This window comes from Roseiflexus castenholzii DSM 13941 (assembly GCF_000017805.1).
Lineage (GTDB): Bacteria > Chloroflexota > Chloroflexia > Chloroflexales > Roseiflexaceae > Roseiflexus > Roseiflexus castenholzii.
The window spans coordinates 231,753-245,410 of the sequence record NC_009767.1; the positions used below are offsets into that span (position 1 = coordinate 231,753).

General features: G+C 61.7%; 7 protein-coding genes. 3 read left to right on the forward strand and 4 right to left on the reverse strand.

Features of this window, described 5'->3' with window-relative positions:
• Positions 1 to 98 precede the first annotated feature (98 nt).
• A complete protein-coding gene (locus tag RCAS_RS01035) occupies positions 99 to 1,457 on the forward strand; it encodes an IS701 family transposase (RefSeq protein WP_011997732.1) in 1,359 nt (452 codons plus the stop codon).
• Between the two features lie 25 nt (positions 1,458 to 1,482).
• Here the strand turns inward: RCAS_RS01035 and RCAS_RS01040 are convergent, their stop codons facing one another.
• Both RCAS_RS01040 and RCAS_RS01045 read right to left on the reverse strand, forming a co-directional pair.
• Positions 1,483 to 3,051 (reverse strand): protein O-mannosyl-transferase family, encoded by a 1,569-nt coding sequence (locus RCAS_RS01040; RefSeq protein ID WP_011997733.1) that lies wholly within the window; start codon positions 3,049 to 3,051, stop codon positions 1,483 to 1,485.
• Positions 3,024 to 4,370, reverse strand: a complete 1,347-nt coding sequence (locus tag RCAS_RS01045) for a M20/M25/M40 family metallo-hydrolase (protein ID WP_011997734.1) — start codon at positions 4,368 to 4,370, stop codon at positions 3,024 to 3,026. Before RCAS_RS01045 ends, RCAS_RS01040 begins: the two co-directional genes overlap by 28 nt.
• 136 nt (positions 4,371 to 4,506) lie before the next feature.
• Between RCAS_RS01045 and RCAS_RS01050 the strand changes: the two genes are divergently transcribed.
• Together RCAS_RS01050 and dnaE are read left to right on the forward strand one after the other, a co-directional pair.
• Positions 4,507 to 6,297: a peptide ABC transporter substrate-binding protein gene (locus RCAS_RS01050; protein ID WP_232280116.1), complete on the forward strand. Its 1,791-nt coding sequence runs from the start codon at positions 4,507 to 4,509 to the stop codon at positions 6,295 to 6,297.
• A gap of 554 nt (positions 6,298 to 6,851) precedes the next feature.
• The gene (gene dnaE / locus RCAS_RS01055; protein WP_011997736.1) at positions 6,852 to 10,670 is read left to right on the forward strand and encodes a DNA polymerase III subunit alpha; all 3,819 of its coding nucleotides are present in this window, start codon (positions 6,852 to 6,854) and stop codon (positions 10,668 to 10,670) included.
• 6 nt (positions 10,671 to 10,676) lie between these two features.
• On the opposite strand, the gene RCAS_RS01060 is transcribed toward dnaE, so the two are convergent.
• Both RCAS_RS01060 and hisC read right to left on the reverse strand, forming a co-directional pair.
• Positions 10,677 to 11,801 (reverse strand): thermonuclease family protein, encoded by a 1,125-nt coding sequence (locus RCAS_RS01060; protein ID WP_011997737.1) that lies wholly within the window; start codon positions 11,799 to 11,801, stop codon positions 10,677 to 10,679.
• 83 nt (positions 11,802 to 11,884) lie between these two features.
• Entirely contained in the window at positions 11,885 to 13,000 is a 1,116-nt protein-coding gene (gene hisC, locus RCAS_RS01065; protein WP_011997738.1) for a histidinol-phosphate transaminase, read from the reverse strand.
• Positions 13,001 to 13,658 lie beyond the last annotated feature (658 nt).

The window sequence follows — 13,658 nt, forward strand, 5'->3', positions numbered from 1 at the left end:
TCAGACACACTCTCAGCTCGACTTTATCCATTCGGTAGACGAAAAACGGGAGGCAGGGTACGCTTGGCTAGAACCCAACTACCACGAAGGGGCCAGCCATGCGCAACCTGCCACGAGCGATTATACCGGTCCTCCGCAAGTTCGAGTTGCTGTTTAGCGAGCGTGTATGGGAATGGGCGAAGATACTGCTCATCGGCGCCATCCTAGCCCCCGGCAAGCGCACGGTCACTTCGGCGCTGCGGGTGATGGGGCTGAGCGACGATGCGCAATTCCAGAACTACCATCGCGTCCTCAACCGCGCCGTCTGGTCGCCCTACGCCGCCAGCCGCATCCTGCTGCGCCTGCTCGTCGACGCCTTCGTTCCGTCCGATACGGCTATCGTGCTCGGCCTCGACGACCATATCGAGCGCCGGCGCGGGGCCAAGATCAAGGCCAAGGGGATCTACCGCGACCCTGTCCGCTCGTCGCGCTCGTTCTTCGTCAAGACCAGCGGCCTGCGCTGGTTGTGTCTGATGCTGCTCGCCCCCATCCCTTGGGCCCAGCGTGTTTGGGCCTTGCCCTTTCTGACCGTCCTGGCGCCCTCCGAGCGCTACCATCAGGAGCTCGGCAAGCGCCACAAACAGCTCACCGACTGGGCGCGTCAGATCATCTTCCAAGTCCGTCAGTGGCTGCCCGAGCGCGTGCTGGTCGTTGTGGCCGACAGCAGCTACGCCGCGCTCGAACTGCTTGCCGCCTGCCAGGGCTTGCCCAACCCCGTTACCGTGGTCACGCGCTTGCGCTTGGATGCGGCCTTGTACGACACGGCGTACGTGCACCCAGCAGGGCGACCCGGTCGGCCGCGCAAGAAAGGCGCACGGCAGCCGACCCTGGAGCAGCGGCTCAGCGACCCGACCACAGACTGGCAGCACACGAGCGTGCGTTGGTATGGCGGAACGACGCGAACGGTGCGGCTGGCATCGGCAACGGCGGTCTGGTATCACAGTGGCTTGCCGCCGGTGAGCATTCGCTGGGTGCTCATTACCGACCCCGATGGGAAGTTTGAGGCCCAGGCGCTGCTGAGCACGAACCCGGCGGCTACCCCCAAGGAGATTGTGGAGTGGTTCGTGATGCGCTGGCAGGTGGAGGTCACGTTCGAGGAAGCGCGAGCACACTTGGGCATCGAGACCCAGCGCCAGTGGTCGGACCTGGCGATCCTGCGTACGACACCGGTGCTGTTGGGGTTGTTCTCGCTCGTGACGCTGTTCGCCCATCACCTACTCCAAGCAGGCGAGTTGCCCGTGAGGCAGGCGGCCTGGTACACCAAGGCGCTGCCGACCTTCAGCGACACACTGGCCTTCGTCCGCAAGCAGCTCTGGCCGGTCACCATTTCTTGGATGTCGCCTGCGGAAGCCGACATGGTCAAAATCCCGAAGTCGTTACTTGTTCGCCTGACTGATGCGCTCGCCTATGCTGCGTGAGCGGCACAGATGGATAAAGTCGAGCTCAGCGTTTCGGCGGCACTCGCAACCGATAGACCTTGGCATACGGCTCATCGACCAGCAGATCAACCGGCATGCCGGCAACGCTCTCCGGCTGACCGACGAAGTAGACTGAACGATCAGGGTAGCGACGGTGTGCCCGTTCGAGCCACGGGTCATCGCCCGGTTCGACCACATCGATCCAGACATCTAGACGGATGCCTTCGACAAAGCGCAGGTAGAGGAGTGTCGTCCCCTGCTCCCAATGCGTGACGACGACCGCATCCGGCGGCAGGATGGCAAGCGTCGCAGTAGCGAACTCGCGGTAGAGCCAGAGATGCTGTTTTGCCGACACGCGATAGCGCGTCGCGCCCCAACCAAGCGTCAACGCCGCCAGAAGCGCAATCGTGACCGGGTAGCGCCAGTGCGCGCGGAACGACGGCGCCAGGCGAACGATAGCATGAGCGCCAACCGCAATCCAGAGCGCCCACGGTAGCAGCATCGGCAGAGTAAACACCGGCGCATCGCCAACTGCCGGACCAAGGATCAGAAGGTACGACAGCGTTGCGAAGAACACCCACGCCGTAGCGCGCCAGAGCCACACCGACCGGCGCAGAAGCGTCACGCTCCCTACCACTCCCAGCGCCACGCCAACCGGTCCGAACTCGAACCACAGCCGCCTGCCGACCATGCGGAGCGTTGCGACGATCGATCCGGCGTCAGGCATGTGAAAGATGCCCCGCCGCACCTCGCCGCCGGTCAGCAGATCGACGACCTCCCACCACGAGCGGGGCGCTCCCCAGAAATAGTGGCGCGGCAGCCCATAATCCATGCCGTCGAAAGGACCAAACCGGGCAAACTGCGCCAGCGGATAGAGCCACGGCGTCAGACCGGCAAGAAAAGCCAGACCCATCCAGCCAGCGGCTATGACCAGCGCGCGCGGCGCCGTTCGCCCGCACTCATGCCATAGCGCAGCCACGATGCCGGCAGCGAAGAGCGGCAACGCCGTTACGACGAACAACCCGTGATGGGTGAATCCCAGACCGGCGATCAGCGCCGCAGGCACCATCCGCATCAAGGCAGGCGTCGGCGCCTCCTCCCACATATGCAACAGCGTCAGCGCCAGCGCCACGATCAGCAGTGCCAGCAGCGCATAGATTTCTGCAATCGTTGCAGCATTCCACAACCCCGGCGCAAGACCCAGCGCCAGCGCGCCAATGAGCGCCATCCAACGGTTTCCGACAATGCGATACACAAGCAGCGCGAACAACGCCACCGTCAGCGCCGCACATACCGACGAAACAATCGTCACACGCCACGCCGGTGCGCCGAATGGCAGGACGCGCGTCGCCAGATGACCGAGGATAGTCGCCAGCGGATAGGTCGTCGGATGCGGCACACCGAGGAGAACCGACGCCAGTTGAAACTCCGCCGGGTCGCCGGAGAGCACATCGGGCGCCGATGTTCCGCCATACAGAAGGAGAAATGAGAGGAAGAGCAGGAACGCCAGCCCCAGAGCAGCGATGCTATCGCCGATGGTATAACGGATCGAGCGGGACGGCATCATCAGGCGCTTGCATGTGCGGCGGCGCATGCGTAGAGCACCTCGATCAGATGCTGACCATGACGCACCAGATCGGGAAGCGGGATGTTTTCATTTGCGCCAAGAATGGCGCTCGACGGACGCGCGACACCAACGGAAGCGACCGGAATGCCAAACGCTTCGGCAAAATAGAACAACGGCAGGTTGAACGGACCGCGCGGCAGGATGGTGAGTGGCGCTCCGTGGATATACCTGCCGACATCGCTCACCAACTGCACAAAGGAATCGTCAATCCGCGACTGAGCAGGAGGATAGCCGCCGGGCAGTCGTTCAACCAGGATATCGGATAATCCTTTAGCGGCAAGATGCGCCTGGAGCGCCTCGACGACCATCTGCGGGAACTGCCGGGGAACGAGTTGAAAATCCAGTCGCGCGAGGGCGCTACGCGGAATGAGCGGAGGATCGCCCATCGGCTCAGTTTGCAACAGATTGATATTGCACGTCGGCAGGGTCACTTCCGAGCGCACCAACGGCGCACCGGTCAACCCGAAGAGGAACTGATCGACGTTCCAGGCATTGCGCCGCCCGGTCTCATCGGCGAACACCGTGCGCAGGATGCGGTTCTCAGCAGTGGTGGGACCTTCGATAGCATCATAGAATCCGCCGATCAGCACCTCTTCCTGGTCGGTCTTGATCTGGTTGAGCGCCCAGATCAGGCGCCAGAGCGGGTTGGGGATGCTGGCTGCCAATCCGGCGGGCAGGGGGTTCTGCGACTGCTGCACGCGCAACAGCACCTGCACCAACCCCTTTGCGCCGCTGTAGCAGAACGGTTGCCCGCCGGCGTCGCGGTCGCCCCCGCTCGCCAGGCAGGCGTCGGCTTTGAAGAGAGCGCGGCGGTCGGCAATCAGAGCGCCAAGATATGGGCTGCCGGTCAGATAGTCGCCCTCGGCAACCACCACGACACCGCAAGGCAGTTCACCTTCTGCATCGATCAAGGCGGCGATGGCATTCAGGTGCGCCGCCAGCGGTCCCTTCCCGTCTGCCACGCCACGCCCATACACAATGCCATCGCGCTCCGCCAACTGAAACGGATCGTGGCGCCAGGCGCGCCAGGGACCGGGAGAGGGTGTATCATAGTGATGATAGAGCAGAACGGTGTATGGTTGACGCCCGCCGCGCCAACCAATGACAATCGGCGCACCGGAGGTCGGGCGCACTTCGACGTGCAAGCCGCGGCTGCGCATCATTGCCGCAATGCGTGCGGCGACGGCGCGTAGATCATCAGCCTGACCAGGGCTGCCCGGCAGGCTGATGAGGTGATCGAGATCGCAGATGAGTTGATCGGTCGAGATGACGGCTGGCTCAGTCACAGAAACGCTCCGCCGATGACGAGATTGGAACCGATTATAGCACGTCAGACAATGGTCGATAAAAGGTTATTGGACAAATCGGCACAACCCTGCTACACTCCCCGGGCATATGACTCAGCAACGACTCAGAAGTTTCGTGCAGCGTGTTCTGATCCTGACGGTCGCCTGCATCGCACTGGCGGGATGCACGATTGAGGGAGGCGTCCCGACGCCGACGCCTGAACCAACCCTCCCGGCGAGCGCTCCCATTCCCACCGGTGCAGTGGTTGCCGAACGCATCGCCGAGCGCAACGACACATGGATGATCGGGGCGCTTGATCTTCCAGCGGATCTGTACCCATACCCGCAGTCCGCCGCCACCCGCCGCGCATCGGCGACGATCACCGAGTTGCTCTTCCCGTCGCCAATCCTACCCTATAACTACGGTTATACCGCAACAGGAGTGCTCGAACGCATCCCCACACTCGAAAATGGCGATGCGGAAATGCGCAAGGTCGATGTCTATCTCGATGCCACCGGCGCGATAACCACTACGGTCACCGATGTCGTCACCCAGGTCGATCAACTGGTGATCACCTTCCGCTGGAACCCGCGGCTGCGCTGGTCCGACGGCACGCCGGTTACAGCGGACGACTCGGTGTTCGCCTATGAATTGGCGAAAGCCGCGCCGCCAGGCGACGCGGCAGCCGAATTGCTGGCAAAAACCGCTACATACGAGAAGATCGATGATCATACCACGCGCGCGGTGCTCCGCCCCGATTATGTGGGGGCGGCATATTTTGTGAGTTACTGGACGCCGCTGCCACGCCATCTGCTCCAGGGCGTCGATCCGGCGCGGGTGCGCGAGAGCGCATTTGCTCGTCAACCGGTCGGGTATGGTCCCTATATGCTGGTCGAACGCACTGCCACTGAACTGCGCTTCGAGCGCAACCCGCATTATTTCGGTCCGACGCCAGCGGCGTCGCGGCTGGTCGTGCGCGTGTTTCCCGATCTCGACCTGCTGCGCGCCAATCTGCTCAACGGCAATCTCGATCTGGGCATTGCTGATCGGATCTCGACCGCCCCGCTGATCCGCTTCGACACCGACGCCGCCGAAGGCGCCGTACAGGTCTTCACCGTCTCCAGTCCAGTTTGGGAACATATTCTGTTCAATCTGGATGTTCCGGCACTCCAGGATATTCGGGTGCGGCGCGCGCTGGCGTATGGCACAAACCGGCAGGCGATGGTCGATGCGCTCTTTGGTGGACGAACGCCGGTTCTGGATGGTTGGGTGGTGCCGGAGCACCCCCTTGCCGCGCCGCCCGATCAGGTGACCCGCTACCCGTATAATCCCGATCAGGCACGGCAGTTGCTCGATGAAGCCGGATATACCGACCCCGATGGCGATGGCATCCGTGCGTCGCCCGATGGCGCCACGCTAACGCTGCAACTGCTGACGACGCAAGGGAGCGACGTGCGGCGCGCAATTGCCCGCCGTTTTCAAGCAGATATGCGCGCAATCGGCGTCGCAATCGATATTAACGAAGCGTCGCCCGACGAGGTGTTCGACTCAGATGGACCCCTCTACCTCCGACAGTTCGATCTTGCGCTCTTCGGGTGGATCGCTGGACCAGAGCCGGGCGGGTTGCAACTCTGGAGTTGCGCCGCCGTTCCCGCCGAGAGCAACAACTATCGTGGCGAGAACTTTGCCGGCTGGTGTTTCCGCGACGCGGATCGCGCGGTACGCACCGCCGACACGACCCTCGACCCCGCCGAACGGGCTGAGGCGTACCTGCGTCAGCAGCAACTGTGGACGCAGGAACTCCCGGCGATTCCTCTGTTTCAACGCCTGAGCATCGTGGTGGCAGCACCCGATGTGCGTGGGCTTGCCCCCGATCCCCTCGCGCCGGTGACATGGAATGTGGCGGCGTGGAAAAGGGAAAAGTAATCAGGAGACATAAGGCGAGGGGCAAGAAGGGTTGAAGGTGGAAGGCTGCACGGTGGTGGATGCCACTCCGGGCGTGTGACAGCGCAACCCCCGAAGCATCCCTTCGCGTCCTGCGTGAATGCCATCCCGGGATCGGGATAGCGCAAGTACGGAAGGTGGAAGATTAAAAACTGCCGGGTTCGCAGGGACAAAAGATAATTTCCCGAACCAGCGCGAAATGAGTGCGCGACAAGTACAGGTCGAAGTGAGGCGGACGGTTCTTGGTTCTCCCGTCCTTAGCGCCCCCTACTATCCACAATAATCTCTTACACCTCCACAGGTTATCCACTTCACGAATGTCGCATGAGTGTGCTATACTTGCGCTGTTGGCGCAGGGGGCGTCTGCCGCACACCTGTTGTTATGTAGAGCAACCGCATTAGAATGCGTTTCATCTGACACCCACCCGCGCAGTATCATGACGATCTGCTTTCGGGGGCGGCTGGCTCTCTGATTCGTCGCATCAAAGTGTAAAACATTTCTTTGGCGTACCGCCCGATTCTCCTGGAGTATCTCTATGAACGACTTCGTTCACCTGCACGTTCACTCCGAATACAGCCTGCTCGACGGATATGCCGCTACCGGCGCCATCGCTGCACGCGCGGTCGAACTGGGGATGGACAGCATCGCCTTGACCGACCACGGCGTCATGTACGGCGCCATGGAGTTCTACACCAACGCAAAGAAGGCCGGCATCAAGCCGATCATCGGGCTGGAAGCCTACATGGCGCCTGGATCGCGTCGGGAAGCGACGAGCCGCGGCGCAAAACATTACTATCACCTGCTGTTGCTGGCGAAAGACGAGATCGGCTACCGCAACCTTGTGCGCCTGACGACGCGCGCCCACCTTGACGGCATGGGAAAGGGGGTCTTCGCCCGTCCGCGCATTGATCGCGCATTGCTCGAACAGCACCACGAGGGGTTGATTGTCACATCAGCATGCATTGCCGGCGAAGTCATTCAGCGCCTGAAAGAAGAGCAGAAGGAACAGGCGCGCGAAATCGCCGCCTATTACCGCGATCTGCTCGGGCCCGACAACTATTTCCTCGAACTGCAACTCCACGATAACACGCCGGAACTCGAAGCGATCAACGACGAACTGGTGCGCATCGGGAAAGAACTGGGCATTCCGCTGGTTGTGACGAATGATACCCACTTTGTGCGCCCTGAGGATGTCGACGCGCACAAGATGATCCTGGCGCTCGGCTACAACATGACCCTCAAGGAGTTGTGCGCGAAGCAGTATGAAATGGACGCGACGTACCACATTATGTCCGGCGAAGAGATGTGGCGACGGTTCAAAAAGTATGGGACGACTCCGCTCGAGAATACCCGCCGGATCGCCGAGCGCTGCAACCTGAACCTGGAGTTCGGTCGCGTCCAGTTGCCGACCATCGACATTCCCGAAGGGCACGACGCCTCTTCCTACCTGCGGTTCGTCTGCGAAGAAGGGTTGATGCGACGCTTCAACGGCAATCCGCCTGAAGCGTACATGAAGCGTCTCGAGTACGAACTCGACGTGATTAATCAGACGGGATTCCCCGATTATATGCTGATCGTCTGGGACTACGTCAAGTTCGCGCGCGCACGCGGCATTCCCTGCCTGCCACGCGGGTCGGCGGGTGCGTCGCTGATTCTCTACTGCCTGGGCATCACCGATGTCGATCCGGTCAAGAACAAACTGCTCTTCGAGCGCTTCCTCAGCCCGGAACGCCTGGAGATGCCGGATATCGACATCGATTTCGCCGATAGCCGTCGCCACGAGGTGCTCGAATATATCGCCGAACGGTATGGACGCGAGAACACCGCGCAGATCATTACGTATGGCACGTTGGGCGCCAAAGCGGCCATCCGCGATATCGGGCGGGTGCTGGACATCCCGCTCAGCGAGGTTGATCGCGTCGCCCGACTCATTCCGGCGCTTCCGGTCGGGACGACGATTGCGCAGGCGCTCGAACGGGTGCCGGAGCTGAAACAGATCTACGAGACCAACCCCGAACTGGCGAACTTGATCGATTGGGCGCAGAAGGTCGAAGGGCGGATGAAGAGCGTCGGCACCCACGCCTGCGGCGTCGTGGTCAGTCGCACCCCGCTCGAAGAAATTGTCCCGCTCCAGCGCACGACGAAGGACGAGAACGCGCTGATGGCGGCATTCGAGGGACCCACGCTGCAAAAGATGGGTTTGCTGAAAATGGACGTCCTGGGGCTGACCAACCTCTCGGTTGTGGCTGAGGCGTTGCAGTATATCGCGCAGACGACCGGCAAAACGATGGAACTCGCCGACATTCCACTCGACGATCCAAAGGTGTTCGAGGCGCTCGGTCGCGGCGAAACGACGAATGTGTTCCAACTGGAAAGTCCAGGGATGACCCGCTATCTGATGCAACTCAAGCCAACCCGCGTCGAAGACCTGTACGCGATGGTCGCGCTGTACCGTCCTGGTCCGCTCGAACAGATTCCGGTCTATATTCACAACAAGAACCATCCCCAAGACATCACCTACCTCCATCCGATCCTGAAACCAATCCTTGAAGACACCTACGGCGTGATCGTCTACCAGGAACAGATCATGCGCCTGCTTCAGGAGGTCGCCGATTATACGCTTGGTCAGGCGTATATCGTCATCAAAGCCATCAGCAAGAAAGATAAGAAGTTGATGGCGGAGAACGAGGTCAAGTTCAAACAGGGATGCCTCAGAAAAGGGTTGACCCAGGAGCAGGCGGATCAGTTGTGGGAATTGATCCTGCCATTTGCCGGCTACTCCTTCAACCGTCCACACTCGACGCTCTATGGACTGCTGAGTTATCAGACCGCCTGGCTCAAGGTGAACTATCCGGTCGAGTACATGGCCGCCGTGCTGAAGGGCGCCGGCGGCGCGACCGACGACATCGCCAAAGCGGTCAACGAATGCCGTCAGCGCGGCGTTCCGGTGCTTGGACCCAATATCAACGACAGCGCATTCGATTTTACCATCCGCGAGTTCCGCGATCCGTCGGACGGGAACCTCAAACGCGGCATCCTGTTCGGTCTGGCAGCGATCAAGAATGTCGGCGCCGGACCGATTGAGGCAATCCTGCGCGAACGCGACGCCGGCGGTCCGTTTCGCTCGCTCGAAGATGTGTGCGAGCGGGTGGATCGTCATGCGCTGAACAAGCGTGTGCTCGAAAGCCTGATCAAGTGCGGCGCGCTCGACGCACTTCCCGGCAATCGCTGGCAGAAGCTGGAGATTCTCGATGCCGCAATGGAGGCGGGGGCGCGCGCGCAGAAGAACCGCGAAACCGGGCAGATCGACATGTTTGGCGGTCTTGTGTCTCAGGCTGCCGAGGTCATCGCCGCTCTTCCGTTGCCGGTCATTGAAGAAACTGCGGAACGCCGCAAGGAAAAACTGGCGTGGGAAAAAGAGTTGCTCGGCGTGGTCTTTTCGAGCGATCCGCGCAAAACGGCGCTGGAACGCGCAAATATTGAGCATCGCGTGCCGCTTGCCGCCATTCGCAACGCTGAAGGGTTGCCGGACTATCTGGGCAAGGTGCATACCTTTGCCGGGATGCTGACGCGCGTTCGCATGATTGCGACCAAGAAGGGCGACACGATGCTGGTTGCGACGCTCGAAGACGAAAACGAGGATACGGTCGAACTGGTCGCCTTCCCGAAAGCCTGCGAGAAATACCGCGACCTGCTGCGGCAGGATGCATTGCTGATCGTGCAGGCAAAGGTCGATGAACGGAATGGTGTGGTGCAATTGGTGCTCGAAAGCGCGACCCTCCTCGATCTGTCGGCGGCTGAACCGCCGCCGGCAGCGCCCGAAATGGATCTCGAAGGGCTGGCGGAAGAAGGGGAGCCGGAGGTGATAACGACTGCCCTCCATGACGCCTCAGAAGAGCCGGCTGCGCCAACGGATGCCGCCGGTGCAGCGCCGGCGCCGGCAGCGCCGCCAGAAGTGCATACGCCGCCCGCTTCATCCGCGAGCGCACCACCGCCGATTACCACCCCGATCTCGATCATCAAACCGCACGCACCATCGCGCTCCCGGACAGCGCCTGCCTCGAACGGTAATGGGCACGATCATCACGCTCCGGCAACGAACGGTGACACAGCATCAGGACGCACGATGCGGCTGCGCTTCCAACGCTCTGCCGATCAGGAAGCGGACATTCAGTTGATGCAGCACGTCTATGATCTGTTGCGCGGACGCGATGGCGCCGATCAGGTGGTGATTCAGCTCGACACCCTTGATCGCCGGGTGTTGCTGCGCATGCGCCAGACGATCACCTGCGACGACGGATTGATCGATGCGCTGCGCGGCGTGCTTGGCGAAGCGTGCGTGTCAGTGGAGTAGTCGAATTCAGTCATTCCAGTAGGCGACGAGCCGACCTTCCGCGTCGTACAGCGCGCCCGGATCGGAGGTGTTGTCGGTCCAGATGTCTCTGCCGCCTGCGCGTGGGAACGAACGTGTTTCGCCTGGCGCCAGGACGCCGCCAATGCCCTGGTGAACTTGCGCGCCGCGCATGCTGCACATCGTCCAACCATCCAGACTCACCGGCTCGCTGCTGAGATTGCGCAGTGTGACGATTTCGGCGCGCTTGTCGATGCTGACGATGACGACCGGCGCGTTCGGCGCGCGCGCGGCATTCGGTTCGGTGCGGCATCCGTCGAACGACGGCGGCAGCGGCGTTGCAACCGATAACGGCGTTGGAGACGGGCGGGCGATTGGCGTGGCGCTGCCTGCCGGAACACGTTCGCCGTTGCACGTCTCCGGCGCCCACAACCCTGCTTGCGCCTCGCGCGCGGCGCGCTCTGCCGCCCTGAACTCTGCGCGATAACGATACGGCGTTCGGAAGGTGTATTCGAAGCCGTATCCCTGCGCAATGATCTCGTAGTTTGCCAGACGACCGTCCGGCAACCAGACGAAGCGGAGCAACCGATTGAACCGGTCGCGATTATCCTGGGTGGGATCTGCCTCGAGCACCACCGTCTGACCGCTCAACATCGCGCGGGTGAACGCCGCCGCCTCGCGCCCAAAACATTCGACCGGACGCGACGGATGCGACGTCTCCGGCGTATCGACGCCGATCAGTCGCACTCGTTCGGTCACCCCGCCAAACGACACCTCGATCGTGTCGCCGTCGGTGACATTGGTGACAATTGCGCGATCCAGTCCTTCCGGTAGGATGAGGGATGTCGGCGACGGCGGAAGCGGAACCGGCGCAGATGTCGGCGCATCGGGCAATGGGCGCGATGATGTGGTTTCAGGGGACAGGAACAGGTCGCTGCGGGCAGAGATGAACCCAACAACGATCAGGACCAGAGCGATGATGATGATGACGCCAGCGGTCACCGACAGCGCTCGCCCCAGACACGAACGACGAGAACGAATATCGTTCATCCAGAAGCGCCAGGCGCGCTGAAACCATCCCTCCCGGCGTTGCCGGGAGGAACGCTGACGACGTTTTGGCGATGGACGGCTCATGATGACAATGACCTCAACACGCCGGTCACTCCGCTGCGGCAGATCGTCGGCGCGACAGACCCGCGAATCATGGAGTTTTCCCGCTATGCTACTTCCTTTAGCACATCCAATAGGGCGTCGTTTTGCTCCGGGCGTCCGACGCTGATACGAATGCAATCGTCGATCCCTGGTCGGTTGAAGTAGCGGATCAGAATCCCACGCTGCGCCAGGGTGTCGCGGATGGCGCGGGCGCGCGCAGCGCCACCACTGGTCATCCGACAGAGCAGGAAGTTCGCCGCACTGGGGTAGACGTGAATGCCAGGCAGCGCCGCCAACGCAGCCGCCAGGCGTTCGCGCTCGGCGACAATACGCGCGACAGTGGACAGCCGCTCGTCCAGATCGTCGAGTGACGCAACTGCGGCGACTTCGGCGGCGACATTGACATTGTACGGTTGCTTAATCTTCCACAGGTACGTAATCACGTCTTCGTGCATTGCCGCATAACCGATGCGCAGCCCCGCAAGCCCCGCCCATTTGCTGAAGGTGCGCAGGACGACCAGATTGGGGCGCGTGCCAACCAGATCGATAACGCTCGTCCCGGCAAATTCGGCATAGGCTTCATCAATCGCCAGGATGATCGGCAGATCGAGCAAACGCTCGACCGTAGTGCGCGCCAGCGGCGTTCCAGTCGGGTTGTTCGGCGCCGCCAGGAACAGCAGTTTTGCGCCATCACGCTCGACCGCTTCCGCAACTCCCTCGACATCGACATCGAACTGTTCGGTGCGCGGAACCGCAACGATACGCGCGCCGTAGAGCGCCGCATCGAAACTGTACATGGCAAAGGTCGGCGGGCAATCGACCATGACATCGCCAGGACGCAGGACGGCACGCATGATCAGGTCGATCAGTTCATCGGACCCCGCGCCGCAGATAATACGTTCTGGCGGTTGACCGACGTACCGGCTGAGGGCGGCGCGCAGGCGGGTATGATCCGGGTCGGGGTAGATGGCGTAGCGATGAGGGGCATCGTGTTCGACGGCGGCAAGCGCCGCCAGCGCGCGCGGTGATGGACCGTAGGGGTTTTCGTTGGCGTCGAGTTTGATGATGCGTTCGACCGGCAGACCGAGTCGCTCGGCGAGCGTTTCAAGCGGAACAATCGGCGTGTATGGTTCGAGCGCCGCAATGTCGGGGCGCAGCAACCCGGTGATCGATGCTGGCATGACATCCTTCCCGTAACCTGAAACTGGAATTGTCGCGCCTGCTATCGTACCACGAGTTGCGCTGGCGTATGTTGCACCTGTTCACGCTCTTCCCGATAAAGCAGGCGCTATATGCGGCATTCCGGGGCGGCGGGGCGCCGTGCGTTGGCGCTCGCTGAGGCCATTTCGCCGCCGCTGCTCCTTTTCGGGGGCTGCCCCACCCCCCGTTTTGGGCGACCGGCGGCATCGTTTCCCCCAACTGTGAACAGTTACCGTGTATTCAGCCTTTGACATCCCTCCAGAATCGCGGGGGCGCCCATCAAGCAATCCATCGATCAACCGGAGCGGACGAGACATGACTCGAGTCGTCAGCGCCACCCAGGCGCGTACTTGCTTCGGCGAATTGATACGTTGGATCGTAATACCAATTACGATTGACGATGCCGCATTCTTGTCATTCCGAGCGCAGCGACTTGTCATTCCGAGCGCAGCGACTTGTCATTCCGAGCGCAGCGACTTGTCATTCCGAGCGCAGCGACTTGTCATTCCGAGCGCAGCGACTTGTCATTCCAAGCGCAGCGACTTGTCATTCCGAGCGCAGCGACTTGTCATTCCGAGCGCAGCGACTGGTCATTCCGAGCGCAGCGACTGGTCATTCCGAGCGCAGCGACTTGTCATT

Excerpts from the sequence above, each read along its gene's own strand:
- RCAS_RS01035 (WP_011997732.1), top strand. The coding sequence starts at position 99 with ATGCGCAACCTGCCACGAGCGATTATACCGGTCCTCCGCAAGTTCGAG.
- RCAS_RS01040 (WP_011997733.1), bottom strand. The coding sequence starts at position 3,051 with ATGCGCCGCCGCACATGCAAGCGCCTGATGATGCCGTCCCGCTCGATC.
- dnaE (WP_011997736.1), top strand. The coding sequence starts at position 6,852 with ATGAACGACTTCGTTCACCTGCACGTTCACTCCGAATACAGCCTGCTC.
- RCAS_RS01060 (WP_011997737.1), bottom strand. The coding sequence starts at position 11,801 with ATGAGCCGTCCATCGCCAAAACGTCGTCAGCGTTCCTCCCGGCAACGC.
- hisC (WP_011997738.1), bottom strand. The coding sequence starts at position 13,000 with ATGCCAGCATCGATCACCGGGTTGCTGCGCCCCGACATTGCGGCGCTC.